13 protein-coding genes are annotated in these 14837 nt (G+C 65.1%); 6 read left to right on the top strand and 7 right to left on the bottom strand.

Features of this window, described 5'->3' with window-relative positions:
- Positions 1 to 103: 103 nt before the first annotated feature.
- Together RBJ75_RS17655 and RBJ75_RS17650 are read left to right on the top strand one after the other, a co-directional pair.
- Positions 104 to 562: a hypothetical protein gene (locus RBJ75_RS17655; protein ID WP_044409877.1), complete on the top strand. Its 459-nt coding sequence runs from the start codon at positions 104 to 106 to the stop codon at positions 560 to 562.
- A 210-nt stretch (positions 563 to 772) separates the two neighbouring features.
- Positions 773 to 1366: an SCO family protein gene (locus RBJ75_RS17650; protein WP_044409920.1), complete on the top strand. Its 594-nt coding sequence runs from the start codon at positions 773 to 775 to the stop codon at positions 1364 to 1366.
- Here the strand turns inward: RBJ75_RS17650 and RBJ75_RS17645 are convergent.
- The 4 genes from RBJ75_RS17645 to RBJ75_RS17630 all read right to left on the bottom strand — a co-directional run bounded on the left by RBJ75_RS17645 (position 1357) and on the right by RBJ75_RS17630 (position 5224).
- Positions 1357 to 3393, bottom strand: coding sequence for a glycosyltransferase family 2 protein (locus tag RBJ75_RS17645; RefSeq protein ID WP_080900994.1), 2037 nt, complete (start codon positions 3391 to 3393; stop codon positions 1357 to 1359). The genes RBJ75_RS17650 and RBJ75_RS17645 overlap by 10 nt on opposite strands.
- A gap of 79 nt (positions 3394 to 3472) precedes the next feature.
- Positions 3473 to 3658 (bottom strand): hypothetical protein, encoded by a 186-nt coding sequence (locus RBJ75_RS17640; protein ID WP_044409875.1) that lies wholly within the window; start codon positions 3656 to 3658, stop codon positions 3473 to 3475.
- A 135-nt stretch (positions 3659 to 3793) separates the two neighbouring features.
- Entirely contained in the window at positions 3794 to 4342 is a 549-nt protein-coding gene (locus tag RBJ75_RS17635) for an acyl-homoserine-lactone synthase (RefSeq protein ID WP_160297930.1), read from the bottom strand.
- A gap of 147 nt (positions 4343 to 4489) precedes the next feature.
- Positions 4490 to 5224, bottom strand: coding sequence for a helix-turn-helix transcriptional regulator (locus RBJ75_RS17630; protein ID WP_044409870.1), 735 nt, complete (start codon positions 5222 to 5224; stop codon positions 4490 to 4492).
- Positions 5225 to 5368: 144 nt separating this feature from the next.
- Between RBJ75_RS17630 and RBJ75_RS17625 the strand changes: the two genes are divergently transcribed.
- From RBJ75_RS17625 to RBJ75_RS17615, 3 genes are all read left to right on the top strand, one after another.
- Positions 5369 to 6220 carry a transporter substrate-binding domain-containing protein gene (locus RBJ75_RS17625; RefSeq protein WP_411194472.1) on the top strand — a complete coding sequence of 284 codons (852 nt, stop codon included), beginning with the start codon at positions 5369 to 5371 and terminating at the stop codon, positions 6218 to 6220.
- A gap of 166 nt (positions 6221 to 6386) precedes the next feature.
- Positions 6387 to 8030, top strand: a complete 1644-nt coding sequence (locus RBJ75_RS17620) for a lysine--tRNA ligase (protein ID WP_044409866.1) — start codon at positions 6387 to 6389, stop codon at positions 8028 to 8030.
- A gap of 303 nt (positions 8031 to 8333) precedes the next feature.
- On the top strand, positions 8334 to 9284 hold the full coding sequence (locus RBJ75_RS17615; RefSeq protein ID WP_317528511.1) for an IS110 family transposase: 951 nt from the start codon (positions 8334 to 8336) through the stop codon (positions 9282 to 9284).
- Between the two features lie 32 nt (positions 9285 to 9316).
- Here the strand turns inward: RBJ75_RS17615 and RBJ75_RS17610 are convergent, their stop codons facing one another.
- Positions 9317 to 10420 carry a Fic family protein gene (locus RBJ75_RS17610; RefSeq protein WP_044413887.1) on the bottom strand — a complete coding sequence of 368 codons (1104 nt, stop codon included), beginning with the start codon at positions 10418 to 10420 and terminating at the stop codon, positions 9317 to 9319.
- A gap of 271 nt (positions 10421 to 10691) precedes the next feature.
- On the opposite strand from RBJ75_RS17610, the gene RBJ75_RS17605 reads away from it, so the two are divergent.
- On the top strand, positions 10692 to 11075 hold the full coding sequence (locus tag RBJ75_RS17605) for an endonuclease domain-containing protein (protein ID WP_044413890.1): 384 nt from the start codon (positions 10692 to 10694) through the stop codon (positions 11073 to 11075).
- A 303-nt stretch (positions 11076 to 11378) separates the two neighbouring features.
- Here RBJ75_RS17605 and RBJ75_RS17600 read toward each other — a convergent pair whose 3' ends face one another.
- Positions 11379 to 12296 (bottom strand): efflux RND transporter periplasmic adaptor subunit, encoded by a 918-nt coding sequence (locus tag RBJ75_RS17600; protein WP_411194471.1) that lies wholly within the window; start codon positions 12294 to 12296, stop codon positions 11379 to 11381.
- 39 nt (positions 12297 to 12335) lie between these two features.
- The gene (locus RBJ75_RS17595) at positions 12336 to 14795 is read right to left on the bottom strand and encodes an adenylate/guanylate cyclase domain-containing protein (protein WP_044413893.1); all 2460 of its coding nucleotides are present in this window, start codon (positions 14793 to 14795) and stop codon (positions 12336 to 12338) included.
- Positions 14796 to 14837: the final 42 nt, after the last annotated feature.

Below are 14837 nucleotides of genomic sequence, written 5' to 3'. Positions count from 1 at the left end.
CAAAATTCAGATCACGCAACACCCTGACCTGGATCTGAATCGCGACGCTCAGGCGTTGGTCGGTGCAGTCGTTTCGCAAGCCGGGCTTGGATTGGGGCTGGTCATGAGATTGGTGACGGGGTTGCTGGCGGCGGTGCTGCTGCTCGCGGGGGTGGCGTCGAGTCATGCCGTGGTGCGGATCGTCGAGGACCGCGGCGGCCGGATCGGGACCTATGTCGACAAATATCAGGGCCTGCGCAGCTCGGGCGAAACCGTGATCATCGACGGCCTGTGCGCCTCGGCCTGTACGATCGTGCTGGGCGCGGTGCCGCACGACAAGATCTGCGTCACCTCGAAAGCCCGCCTCGGCTTTCACGCCGCCTGGGATCGCGGCGAGAACGGCCGCGCGGTGACCAATCGTGAAGCCACCGAGATGCTGTATTCGATGTATCCGAGCCAGATCCGCCGCTGGATCGCGCGTCGCGGCGGGCTGACGCCGCACATGATCTTTCTGCGCGGCCGGCAATTGATGGCGATGTACAAGCCCTGTTATCTCGACGCCCGGGCCTCCGCGGCCCGCTGACGTCCGCCGCAAATCGCGGCTTCTCCGCATCAATTGATCGGCGCGCCGCCGCGGGCGCTTGCCCGATGCGGCCACTGGCTCTATCTGGAACGGCGATGCGCGCCCTGGTCCGGGCGCGGCGCGCGGCGGGCCGCCATGCTGGTGGCGGATCGCCGCGATGGCGATCTCAGGCGGTCGTCCGGACAGCCGCAATCTTTGCAAGGAAACCCGATGTCAGCACAAAGCACCCGGCCTCTCGTCGTCATCGCCGCCTTCGCCGGCAGCCTCGTGATCGGATTGGTGGTGGTGTTGTGGATGCTTGGCGGGCTGCGCAGCGTCACCGCGCCGGCATCGATCGGCGGCCCGTTCCAGCTGACCGACCAGACCGGCCAGACCGTCACCGAAAAGAGCCTGCTGGGCAAGCCGACGCTGATCTTCTTCGGTTTCACCCATTGCCCCGACGTCTGCCCGACTTCGCTGTTCGAGATCTCCGAAGTGTTGCGGGCGATGGGCAAGGACGCCGACCACGTCAATGCCTATTTCGTCTCGGTCGATCCCGAGCGCGACAACCAAGCGGCGATGAAGGATTATCTGTCCAGTTTCGATCCGCATCTGAAAGGCCTGACCGGCAGCGCCGAGGCGGTACAGAAGATCGTCTCCGAATATCGGGTCTATGCCAAGAAGGTGCCGCTCAAGGATGGCGACTACACGATGGATCATACCGCGCTGATCTATCTGATGGATCGCGACGGCAACTTCGTCGCGCCGTTCAACCTGAAGCGCAAGCCCGAGGAAGCCGCCACCGACCTGAAACGCTACCTGTAGCGCGCCCGGCGCTGCCCGCGCGTCGCGACGGCGGATTGGGCGGGCGCGGCTGTCTGCTCGCGCCGGGCGACGCCGTGCTCGGTCTTTTCCCATTGATAGGGCGCCCAGACATATTGCGCCACCGCGCGCCATGCGGCGATCGACAGGCACAGCCAGTACAGCGGCGTCAGCGCCATGATCCAGCCGCGGCGCAATTGCTTGCGTCGTCGCAACCCCCACAGGCCGACCGCCACGGTCGAGAGCAGGCCGGTCATCACCGAGGCCAGATGCAGCGGCGATGACCAGCTTGGCACCAGCGCTGACGGCAGCGTCAGGGGGATGTTCAGCAGCGACGTCAGCACGGCGCCGAGCAGGATCGGATAGGCCAGCGCGGTCAGCACATTGCCGCCGACGATCACGTTCAACGTGACGAACCCGGCCGGCCCGACCTCGCGCCACAGCAGCCGCGGATGGCGCATATGGACCTGCCAGGTCTGCAGCCAGCCCTTCATCCAGCGCGAACGCTGGCGCAGCCAATTGCCGAATGCGATCGGCGCTTCCTCGAAGGTGGTGGAGGCGAAGGTGACCGAGCGATAGCCGAAGCGGGCGAGGCGAAGGCCGAGATCGGCGTCCTCGGTGACGTTAAACGGATCCCAGCCGCCGACCTCGCGCAGAACCGACGTGCGGAAATGATTCGAACTGCCGCCGAGCGGCAGCGGCAGCCCCAGCTCGGACATGCCCGGCAGCAGCATGTCGAATTGTCCGACATATTCGACCGCGAAGGTGCGCGACAGCCAGCTATGGCTGATGTTGTCGACGCACAGGCTGGCCTGGGCGCAGGCGGTGTCGGCGCCATGAGTCCGGAACGCGCTGAGCGCGGCGTGCAATTGGCCCGGCTCCGGGCGATCCTCGGCGTCGAATATCGCGATAAAGCTGCCGCGCGCAAAGGCCAGCGCATAGTTCAGCGCTTTCGGCTTGGTCTGCGGCTTGTCCGGCGGCGCGATCAGCACGCGCAGATGCGGCTTCGGGCGCAGCCGCGCGATCGCCGCGCGGGTCGCCAGATCATTCGGCTCGACCACCAGAATGACGTCGAGCTTCTCGCGCGGATAGTCCAGCGCATCGATCGCACGGATCAAGGCTGCGACCGAATTGGCCTCGTGGTACAGGGCTGCGATCACGGTGTAGACCGGCAATTGGTGGTCGGGCAGCCGCGGCAATTGCACCGCGGGTGCTCGCGGCCATACACAGACCATCAGCCGCAGCCCGCTAAACGCCAGAAACCACAGCGCCATGATCGTGCTCCAGGCTGCCGGCAGCAGCGCCGGCGGCACTATCAGCAGCGCCACGATGCCGGCGCCGCGCCCGAGACGCTGGCGCCAGCGCGGTTGCGGCTTCGACGGCGCCGCCGACAGGATTGGAAATGCCTGCCGCAGATGGATTGTGGCGGCGTCGGCCAGCGCCTCGCCGCCTTGCTGCTGCAGGAATTGCTGCAGCGACGCTGCCGAGGTCATCCGCGTGCGCGGCCTCACGTCGGGATATCTCGCCACCAGATGGCATAGCGTCCGCGACGCCAGCCGGCGCGGCGCCAGCGTCCAGATCAACGCGCCGTCCGGGCGTCGCAGCGGGATCAATCCGCAGGCCGCCGCGTGAGGGATCTGATCATCGCGCAACGGCGAATCGGCGCGGCGGATCGTGGCGAAGCTTTCGGTGGCGATGTCGAGATGCGCCGCCAGCCGCTCCAGATAGGCGGCTTCCTCAATGATGCCAGATTGGATCAGGACCTGGTCGGCGCCGATATTCAGTTCCCTGGCGCGGTGCTCGGCGGCGTCCAGCAAGGCGGGCGCCAGCACGCCGCGCAGGCAATCCAGCTCGGATGCCGGGCTGGTGTCGACGCAGCTGTCGATGCAGCTTTCGATGTCGGTGTCGATGCAGGTGTCGATTCTGCCGCCTTGCCAGTCATTGCCGGGTTCGGGGGCGCCGCCCGGCGCCGCGTTCAAGCGGGCGAGGAAGGCGGGTCGCCGCGGTCCCTCTCGATCCGGCCGAGACATCTGCGCCCCGCTGTACCGGCGAAAGCTGGCCTTCGGGTGGTGCTGATCGACGCGCACGACTTGCTTCGGCGGCGCCGGTCTACTGCAACGGCGAGTGGGTCATCGGGGGCGGTCGTTTGCGTGTCTTGCCTTCGATCGTCTCTGCAACCTCCAGGCTGGCCATCGATAGCAAATAGGCCGCCATGGGCTGATCGAGTTGCAGCGCCAGCTTGTAGGTCTCATCGATCAGGGAGCTGAGTTCATTGATCTGCTTCTTATTTGACATTGGGTTGCTCCCTTGAACACCAGGTGGATCTGGACACAGCTGGAGCCCGCCGCGATCCGGCGGCGCTCCTTGGTTGATGATGGATCGTGGTTGCGGGCGCAGATGCGGCGACGACGTGCCGGCCGGCGCTGAGGATCAGGCCACCCGATTGGCAAGGGTTTCGGTCGATTCCAGAACCGAACCGACGACGCCGGCATTCTTGCGGATGCGTGCCAGGCTTTCCTCGCTGGTTTCCATCAGCACCGCGACGTTGCTCTCGCCGTCGACATCCGCGGGCAAGCCGAGCGGCCGAACGATCATCCCGATGCTTTGCAGCACCGGCACGCGCAGGGTGCGCGCCAGCGCGGTGGCGCCGGTGATGCCTTGCGACAGGCAATATTCGACGATGCCGAGAAATAATTCCTGGTAGGTGCGGCTGTCGCGCCGCCCTTGCATGATCGAATAGCGTGACGCCTCGAGCAGATCGGGCCGCTGCGGCACCGGCCCGTCGACCATCCAGGCGAAATGTTCGCTCATCATATGGGGAAGAGTGGTCGGGTACAGCCGGAAGCATCCGACGACGTCGTCCTGATGGTCGATCGCCAGGCCGTAGATCGTGTGCGCATTGTCGTAGGCGTCGGTCTCGATCGTGCCCTGCTCGAATTGCGTCCAGCCGCGCTCCTGTACGAAAATTTTGTGACGCATTTGAAAATGCTGATCCAGCGATTTCGCGTAGCGTGTTCGGTTCGCGTTGTCGACGATCCGGATCATTGCAAAATACTCCCATCCCAGAGGAGGGAGCATCGCGGTTGCCGGAATTTTAGCGATTCCGAGAACTAGGTATTGACAGCGCTAGATCTCGATTTCCCGGCGCCGGATCGCCTCGACGACGGCATGTGTCCGGTTGGTGACCTGGAGCCGCTCGATCGCGGCGGCGACGAGCTTGTTCACGGTATCCTGCGAGATGTCGAGAATCCGTCCGATATCCCAGGCGGTCTTGCCGACCGCGATCCAGCTCAGGATCTCGCGCTGTCGCGGCGTCAGGATCTTGTCCTGGGCGGCGGTTTCCGTCTTCAAATGGGTGAGCTTGTTGAAGGCAAAAATCGCGATCAGCTCGATGGCCGATCGGACGCTGCCGCTTTGCTCGATCTCGAAGCCGGCGAAGGAGATCCCGGCCTGATAGCCGTTGAGCCCGTGGATCGGGATGGCGAGGCCGTGGCGCAATCGATGTTCTCCGGCCGCGATGGTCATGATCGAGCGCGCCGTCGGTTCGTCCGGAATCGGGATCTCGGACCAGTAGACCGATCGCGATTGCGACCTTGTGTAACGCGCGATTGGATCGTGCAGTTGGAAGTTGCAATTGCGGTACATCTCGAACCAGCGGCTCGGCCAGCGGTTCATCAGCACGCAGGCATCGAAGTTCTGGCGCTGATTGCTTTTCGGCATCGCGCAGCAGAAATGCTCGAAGCCGAAGGCGCCGACGGCGCGCTGCACCGCTGTCGCGATGGCGCGCTCGTCGGTGGTGCTGTTGATGTCGTCGATCGCCGCCATCGCGGTCTGGAAGTGCTTATTGTCAAGCTGCGCCATCGACCCCCGCCCGTCCCATCCCGTCAAACGGCCCTCGCGTCTTCCGATGGATGGTCTATAAGACCGTCCATTCGAAGGTCAGCTTTAATGCAACCACAGATTGCTTCACCCATCAACGGAAGATTGCCGCGCATCGGCGCGGCCATGCTGACGGTGCTCGTGCTGCTTGGGGCGGCGTCGTTCGACGCGGCTCGCGCGCAGACGGCGCCGAAAGGGCTGTCGGACCCGACGCCCAAAGCGGTGCCGGGATTCTGGGATCCGCGGCGGCGGCCGGATCGCCCCGACCTGTCGCGCCTCACCGTGATCCGCTTCATGACCGAGACCGATTATCCGCCATTCAACTTCACCGGCGCCGACGGCAAGCCGGCCGGCTTCAACGTCGATCTGGCGCGGCTGTTGTGCGAGGAGATCAAGGTCACCTGCACGGTGCAGATGCGGCGGTTCGAAACCCTGTTCGACGCCATCTCCAGCAATCGCGGCGACGCCATCATCGCCTCATTGGCGGTGACGCCGCAGATGCGCGCGCGGCTGGATTTCACCAATCCGTATTACCGCGCCGCGGCCCGCTTCGTGGCGCGCAAGGATTCGGTGATTCCCGACATGCGCCCGGAATATCTCGAAGGCAAGAAGGTCGGCGCGGTTGCCGGCTCGGCGCAAGAGGCCTATTTGAAGGCGCTGTTCACCGACGCCGAACTGCATTCCTATCCCAGCCCCGAAGCGATGCGGCAGGCGCTGCAGCGCGGAGAGGTCGATTTCATCTTCGGCGACGCGATCGCGCTGGCGTTCTGGATCAACGGCACCGATTCCGCCGGCTGCTGCGCGTTTTCGGGCGGGCCGTTCGTCGAGAGCCGGTATTTCGGCGAAGGCGTCGGCATCGCGGTCCGCAAGGGCAACGATTTGTTGCGCCACGCGCTGAACTGGGCGTTGTTCCGGGTCTGGGAAAAAGGCCAATATACCGACCTGTGGCTGCGCTATTTTCCCGTCAGCCCTTTTTGATATTTCGAGAGCAGGACTTGATCCACGCATCACAGCCAAAGCGTCACTTTGCGTCATTGCGAGGAGCTCTTGCGACGAAGCAATCCAGTCTGATCCTGCAGCCTTCTGGATTGCTTCGCTTCGCTCGCAAAGACGCCCCACCTTCGAGCGGCCCGGGAGCCCATTGATGTCCACGTTTGAATTGTCCACCAGCCCGAGCGAGCTGCGCGCGCTCGCCGAGACCTCCAATGCCTGGCCGTTCGAGCAGGCCAGGGCGCTGGTGGCCCGGCTGAAGAAAAACCCCAAGGACGAGGTGCTGTTCGAAACCGGCTACGGTCCGTCGGGCCTGCCGCATATCGGCACCTTCGGCGAGGTCGCCCGCACCACCATGGTGCGCCATGCCTTCCGGGTGCTGACCGAGGACAAGATCAAGACCAAGCTGCTGGCGTTTTCCGACGATATGGACGGCTTGCGCAAGGTGCCCGACAATGTGCCCAACAAGGAGATGCTGACCGCACATCTGGGCAAGCCGCTGAGCCGGATTCCGGATCCGTATTCCAACGAATTTCCGTCATTCGGCGCGCATAACAACGCGCGGCTGCGCGCCTTTCTCGACGCCTTCGGCTTCGACTATGAATTCGCCTCCTCGACCGATTACTACACTTCGGGAAAATTCGACGCCGCCTTGCTGCAGGTGCTGGCGCGGTTCGACAAGGTGATGGCGATCATGCTGCCGAGCCTGCGCCAGGAGCGCGCCGCCAGCTATTCGCCGTTCCTGCCGATCTGCCCGCGCACCGGCGTGGTGCTGCAGGTGCCGATCGTGGCGCACGACGCCGGCGCCGGCACGATCTCCTATGACGATCCGGAGACCAATGAGCGCGTCACCGTTCCGGTCACCGGCGGCCATTGCAAGCTGCAATGGAAGCCGGATTGGGCGATGCGCTGGACCGCGCTCGGCGTCGATTACGAGATGGCCGGCAAGGATCTGATCGATTCGGTCAAACTGTCGGGCAAGATCTGCAGCGCGCTCGGCGGCACTCCGCCGGAAGGATTCAACTACGAACTGTTCCTCGACGACAAGGGTCAGAAGATTTCCAAGTCGAAGGGCAATGGCCTGACGATCGACGAATGGCTGCGCTACGCCTCGCCGGAATCGCTGTCGCTGTTCATGTATCGCGAGCCGAAGGCGGCCAAGCGGCTGTATTTCGACGTGATCCCCCGCAATGTCGACGATTACCAGCAATTCCTAGACGGTTTTGCGCGCCAGGATGCCAAGCAGCAGCTTTCCAATCCGGTCTGGCACATCCATGCCGGTCATCCGCCGAAATCCGACATGCCGGTGACGTTCCAGCTGTTGCTGACGCTGGTGTCGTCGTCCAACGCCGAAAACGCCGAGACGCTGTGGGGCTTCATCGGCCGCTATCGTCCGGGCGTGACGCCGGCCACCCATCCGAAGCTCGACGCCATGGTCGGCTACGCCATCAATTACTATCGTGATTTCGTCGCGCCGACCAAGACCTTCCGCGAGCCGACCGAGCAGGAGCGGGTGGCGTTGCAGGATCTGCGCGACGCGCTGTCGCAATTGCCGGCGGATGCCAGCGCCGAGGCGATCCAGGACGTGGTCTATGAGATCGGCCGCCGCGAGCCGTTCCTCGACCACAAGAAAGCCGCCAAGGACGGCAAGCCCGGCGTGGCGCTGGACTGGTTCAACATGCTGTATCAGGTGCTGCTCGGTCAGGAAAAAGGCCCCCGCTTCGGCTCCTTCGTCGCGGTCTATGGCCTGCCCAACGCGGTGGCGATGATCGACGGCGCATTGGCGCGGAGCGCGTAGCAGAGCGTAGGGTGGGTTAGGCGCATTGCGCCGTAACCCACCATCTTTCCGTATTGCTCAGCCCGGTGGGTTACGCGCGACGCGCTAACCCACCCTTGTATCAGCAATGACTGTTACGATCGGCCCGTTCCGTGAGGAATGGTCCGGCCCGGGCGGCCACCCGGACCGGACCGCCGGTCGTCGGATCGAAGCCCACCGCAGCCTTGAGGGCTGAAGTGTGTAGCAGGATCGCGATCGGCTCTTCATCTGACCCGGATGGTTGAAGGAACCATGGGTTCGGAAAACAAGGGAGGGTCGACGAAGATGTCCAAGACTAGCATGGCCAGCGCAGGAATCGATACCGGCAAACGCAAGCTCGATGTGGCGATCGACGACCGTCCGGAGCAGTTGCAGATCGAGAACTCCGCCGAGGGCCATCGTCGGCTGTCCTCTTGGCTGCGCCGACAAAAGATCGGCCGGGTCGGAATCGAAGCCAGCGGCGGCTATGAGCAGCCGGTGGTCGAGCAGCTCCGCGCCGACGGCTTCGTGGTGATCGTGTTCCAGCCGGCGCAGGTTCGCGCCTACGCCAAATTCCACGGCAAGCGGGCCAAGAACGACTGCATCGACGCGGCGTTGATCGCAGCCTGCGCCACCGAGACCCGCGTTGTGCACGCCCCGCCGGACCCGCGTTTGGCGGCCTTTGCGATGCACCTGACCGTGATCGAGCAGATCACCCAGGACATCGTCTGCTTCAAGACCCGATGCGAGACCTGCCGTGATCCGCGGCTGCGCCAGATCTGGCAAGACCGCATCCTGCAGTTCAAAGCCGTGCTCAAGGCCGAGTTCGCCATTCTGGTGCAGGCGATCCGGCAGCACGCCGATCTCGCTCGCCGTCTCGACCTGATCGAAAGCGTCAACGGCGTTGGCCTGCGCACTGCCGTCGCCATTCTGGTGCGGATGCCGGAGATCGGACGGGTCTCGCGTGAGCACATCGCGTCGCTGGCCGGCCTCGCCCCGTTCGACGACGACAGCGCCGAGCGCGTCGGCGCGCGCCACATCAGGGACGGCCGCGCCCGCGTGCGCAGCAGCCTATTCGCCGCAGCGCTCGCCGCATCGTTCCGCTGGAACGCCAGGCTGATCGCCCTCTACCGGCGGCTCACCGCGGCAGGCAAACCCCACAAAGTCGCACTCGTCGCCTGCGCCAGGAAGATGCTGATCTTCGTCAACACCGTCGTCCAGCGAGGAACGCCCTGGGTCGAACAGCAGCCCGCTTAATGGTTGCTACGGGCTGCCGGCTGTCCCGCTCACTACTCGGCAAGAGAATAGCTAGTGCTACGGCCGCCGCCCTGGTCTTTGACAAGAACGCCGCGTTCAACCAGGTCGGTAATGTCCCGCAATGCCGTATCCGGCGATATCTTGGCGATGGTCGCATATTTCGAGGATGTGAGTTTTCCGTCGAAGCCATCGAGCAGGCGATTGAGAATGTCGCGCTGGCGATGGTTGATGGGGGCGGTGGCGTGTTTCTTCCAGAATTCGGCTTTGCGGAACACCGCGGCCAGAACGTCTTCAGCCCCGCCGAAGGCGCGATCCAGACAATGCAGGAACCAGTCGAGCCAAGGCGTGACGTCGAGCGAGCCTTTCTGCGTCGCTTCGAGCAAGTCGTAATAGGCTTTTCGCTCCACCCGGATCTGCGCTGACATGCTGTAGAAACGTTGCGCGCTGTATTCGGAACGCGCGAGCGACATATCGGCGATGGCGCGGGCAATTCGTCCGTTGCCGTCCTCGAACGGATGGATCGTGACAAACCACAGATGCGCCAGTCCTGCGCGCAGAACCGGATCGGTGCCGTCATCTCCGTTGAACCAGTCGAGGAAGGATTTCATTTCGGCGTCGAGGCGGGAAGCATCCGGGGCCTGGTAATGGACCTGCTCGCGGCCTTCCGGCCCGGAGACGACCTGCATCGGCCCACGCGCTCCGTCGCGCCATCCACCAACGATGATCTTGCGCATGCCGCTGCGCCCGGTTGGAAACATCGCGGCGTGCCATGCGAACAGCCTGTCGGCTGTGAGTGGCTCTTGATAGTTTTGCGTGGCGTCGAGCATCATGTCGACGACGCCTTCGACGTCGCGGTCGGCGGCGCTCAGAGCCGCGGCATCGATGCCGAGACGTCGAGCGATCGACGAGCGGACCTGGGTCTTGTCGAGAATCTCGCCTTCGATCTCGCTCGACGTCAAAACGTCTTCGGTCAGCGTCGCGAGGATGGCTTCCTCGCGCAGCGCAAAGCCGAGTTGCTGCATGCGGCCCAGCAGCCTGCCTTGCCGATGCCGGACCTCGCCGAGCAATCGGGACAATGCCGCCGAATCCCAGGAAAAATTGGGCCAATCGTCGCGTTCATGGATGTAGATTGCCATATTCGCCGCGCCTCTAGCGGAGAATATCGCTCTTACCCCGTGGTGGCAAGGCTATTTACCGCGTGCTGTGCGGAGAATATGGCTCCCAATCTCCGCATGGCCGAGCAGCGTGGCGTGGTGGCTTCCCTCCCCCTCGTGGGGGTGGGGGCCGGCACGCGAAGCGGGCCGGGCCGGGTGGGGGAGTTACAAACAACCCCCTCCTGTTACCACGCCAGCCCCTTGACGATCCCTCTGACCTGCCACACCCTTGGTCCAGCCAAGGACAACGCCCGTGGCCAACACCATCGCCCGCGCGCTCCGCAAAAATCTCACCCCGCAGGAAACCAGATTGTGGGTGAGACTGCGCGCGTTGAAACCGGGCGGCTATCACTTCCGCCGCCAGGCCCCGGTCGACCGCTTCATCGTCGATTTCATCTGCTTCCACGCCAAGCTGGTGATCGAAGCCGATGGCGGCCAGCACGGCATGCCTGATGGCGCCTGCGCCGACCAGGCGCGTGACGCGTTTTTGCGCGCGCAGGGCTTTCGGGTCTTGCGATTCTGGAATTCCGAGATCGACGCCAATCTGGACGGCGTCATGACGCAAATCCTTGCCGTGCTGCCACCCCCAACCGACCGGCCTCCGGCCGGCCACCCTCCCCACAAGGGGGAGGGATAGAGGCTGCGGCGTAGCGGTAACCTTTCTTGGCCGCGGCGCGCGGCCACCCTGCAAGTCATAACCAGCGAGGTCCGCACCTCTTCTCCCTCCCCCTTGTGGGGAGGGTGGCCCGGCACGCGAAGCGGGCCGGGTCGGGTGGGGGAGCCACAGGCACGTCAAGACTGATACGAAGAAGGCCGTCCCCAAGCTGAGCCGTCGTCGGGGGAAGAACTAACAGTTGCCCTCGCGCTTCGCCCGCGAGAACGCTGGCGCGTGGCTGTTTGAATCTGTCCGTTCGAATGCGGCGTCGGTATAACCCACGACCTACTTCGCCGCGGCGTCGGCGGCCAGCACCGGGCGCACCGGGTCGCCTTCGCGCAGCATCGCGCCGGCGCGCGACACCACGATGTCGCCGTCCTGGAGGCCTTCGCGAATTTCAACCTGGCCGCCGGACATCAACCCGACCTCGACCCGCTTGGTCTCGACCATTTGCCGCCGCACCACCTGGACCACGGTGCCGGCGGGGCTGTACAGCACCGCGGTCAGCGGCACCGCGATGCCGCAGCTTTCCCCGGTCTTGATCATGGCGCGACCCGAGGCATTGCTCAGCAGCCGCTCTGACGAGTCCACCGCGACGAACACCTGGCCGAGCTGGGTGTTGGGTTCGATCGTCGCCGCAATGCGCCGGACCTTGCCGTCGACCTCGTCGGCGCCGACGATCTTGATCCTGGCGGGCTGGTCGATCGCCAGCTTCGGCAGATCGGACACCGGGACCTGACCGACCAGGTCGAACTGGTTCCCGGTGATGATGCTGAACAGCGCCTCGCCCTTGGCCGAGGCGATGGTGCCGATCACCGCCGAAGAGTCGCTGACGAGGCCGGCGACCGGCGCCTGCACCGTCACGCTGCTGCCGTCGAGCGTCGCCAACCGGGCCATCGGCTGGTCCTTGGTGACGGTCTGGCCGGCCTCGACCATCACCTCGGTCACCTTCGAGCCCGGTCGATCAGGGCGGATCGCGACTTCCTCGCGCGGGATCAAAATGCCGAACACGTCGACGATCGCCGCAAAGCAGGATTTGCCGGCTTTGACCACGGTGACGGCGGCGCCCTTGCCGGGCTCGGCCTCCTCGGCGGCGCGGACGGGCTGCGTCATCGTAGAGATCGCCAGCAAGGCCAGCAGCGCGCCGCAGCGGTGCAGCGGGCGTCGGCGGGATCGATCGATCGGGGCAAGGCTGGTCATCATCACTTCCTTTCGCGTCCCCGCGCGCCATCGCGGCAAATTTTACTGGAACGCGGCGCCGCCGCCAAGGCCCGCGACGTCGGTGTCGGTGTCGGCGGCTTCGCGCCAGCGCAGGATTTCCACCGCCGGCACCGGGCGGGCGAAGCCCTTCAGCGACAGCGGCGCGATCGGCCGTGCCTCGGCCCATTGCTCGACCATCGCGAAGGCGCGCTGGCTGACCACGATCTGCCCGGCCTTGGCCTCGTCGCACAGCCGCGAGGCGAGGTTTGTGACGCTGCCGATCGCCGCATATTCCAGCCGCCGTTCGAAGCCGATCTGGCCCAGCGTCGCATAGCCCAGCGCGATGCCCATGCCGAAGCCGAGACTATGGCCGCGGCGGCGCCAAGTCTCGGTCAGTTCGCCAATCGCATCGCGCATCTCCACCGCCATCTTGATCGCGCGCTTGGTGTGGTCGGCCAGGGCGATCGGGGCGTTGAACAGCACCATCACGCCGTCGCCGGCATAGCGGTCGAGCGTGCCCTCATAGCGAAAGATCAGCTCGCCAAGGGCGGCGTGATATTCGCGCAGCACATTCATCGCCTCTTCGGGCTCGGAGCTTTCGGTGAAGGCGGTGAAGCCGCGCAGGTCGCAAAACACCACGGTGACTTCGCGGCGGTGGCTGTCGAGCAGCGAATCATGGCCGTCGGAAGACGCGATCAGCTGCGCCACCTGCGGGGCGAGAAAGCGCTCGAGCCGGCGGATCCGCTCGATCTCGCCGAGCTGCTTGTCCACCCGTTGCTCCAGCGACCTGTTCCAGTTCTTGAGTTGGTCGGTCTGCTCCTGCAGCTTGGCGGCCTGCTGCTGAACGGTGTCGTGCGCGGCTTCCAGTTCGCGGCCCTTCTGATCGACCTCGTGAAACAGCCGCGCATTGCGCATCGCCAGCACCGATTGATGGGCGAAGGTGCGCATCAGCCCGGTGAGGTTGGCGGAAAATTCGCCGACGCCGCTGCGCAGCACGATCAATGAGCCGAGCACGCCCTGTTGGTCGACCAAAGGCACCACCAGCACCGAATGAAAGCCGGCGGCGATCGCCAGATGCTTGAGCGGATGGTCCTCGGCCGCGGCCAGATCCGGCACCGCGATCGGGCGGCCGCGCAGCGCGGCGTCACCCAGAATGCTGGCCTCCGCGATCGTCGCATAGGCGCCGGCGGGATCGGCCGCGGTATCGACCCCGATCGCCTCGACCAGGCCGAAGCTGCGATCCGCCGGATCGTAATCGTAGATTAGCACCGCATCCGCATGGGTGATCTCCAGCGCCCGCGCCGCGACGGTGGGCAGCACGGCGTCGAGATCGAGCGACGACGCCACCGCGCGGCCGACCTCCTCGAGCACTTTGAGTTCGTTGACCGAGCGCGCCAGATCGGCGGTGCGCTCTTCGACCTTGGATTCGAGGCCGGAATAGGTTTCCCGCAATTGCCCGGCCATGGCGTTGAACTGATCGGCGAGCTGCTCCAGCTCGTCGGAGGTGCGCACCTCGATGCGATGGTCGAAATCGCCGGCCTCAAGCCGGCCGGCGCCTTCGCCCAGCGCGCGGATCGGAATCAGCATCCGGCGCGCCAGCACCATTCCGGCGACGATCGCCACCAGCAGGCCGAAGCCGATCAGTAGTGCGATCCGCAGCAGCAGATCGCCCACCGGCGCCAGCGCCTGGCTGCGCGGCTGTTCGAACAGCGCGAACCAGCCGAGCCGCGGGATCGGCTGCGCCGCCGCCAGCACCGCATGTCCCTCGCGGTCCTGTCCCGACGTCGCGAGCTCTCGGCCATTGCCGAGCAGCGTCGCCACCTGCGGCAGCCCGGAGAGGTCCTCGCCAAGAGGCTCTGCATGGCTGGAACTGGCAAGCACCAACCCGTCGGGATCGACCAGATAGGCCGTGCCGACCTTGCCGACCTGGGCATCGCCGACAAGGCCGGACAGGAAACCCAGATCGACCTCGGCGACGGTGATGGCGGCGTCGCGGCCGGAATGCTTGACAGCGATCGACATCAACGGCCGGGAACCGCGAAAATAGGCCTTGCCGAACGCGACGTTGCGGTTGCCGAGCGCGGTGTATTGCGGGTCGCGCGAGAAATCCGCGCCGCTGCCGAGCGACACGGTCGAGCGCGTCAGCCGCAGCGCCTCGCGGCCGTCGCTGTCGATCTGGACCAGTTGGCTGATCGCCGGCACCTGCTGCATCAGCTGGGTGTAGTCGGCGCGGCGCTGCGCGATCGTCACCACGCTGGCGCGGGTCACCCAGCTGATCTGCCGCTCCAGATCGTCCATCGCCTGCTCGACGCGCCGCGCGGTGGTCTCGGCCTTCTCGGCCATCGTGGTGAGCAGCGACGTCCGGGTCTCACGATAGCTGATCCAGATTTCCAGCGCGCCGTTCACCGCCAGCACGAACACGACGAGGCCGACCAGCGAGATCACGTATTTGGCGAACAACCCGCCGCGCCGAAACCAGATCCTGTCGCTGACGCCGACCATCCAACTTCCTTGTGCGAGCGCGATCCTCCGCGCGCCGATCCC

It is taken from the genome of Rhodopseudomonas sp. BAL398, assembly GCF_033001325.1.
GTDB lineage: Bacteria > Pseudomonadota > Alphaproteobacteria > Rhizobiales > Xanthobacteraceae > JARJEH01.
The sequence above is the reverse complement of the archived record's forward strand: the minus strand, read 5'-3'. Positions and strand labels throughout refer to the sequence as shown.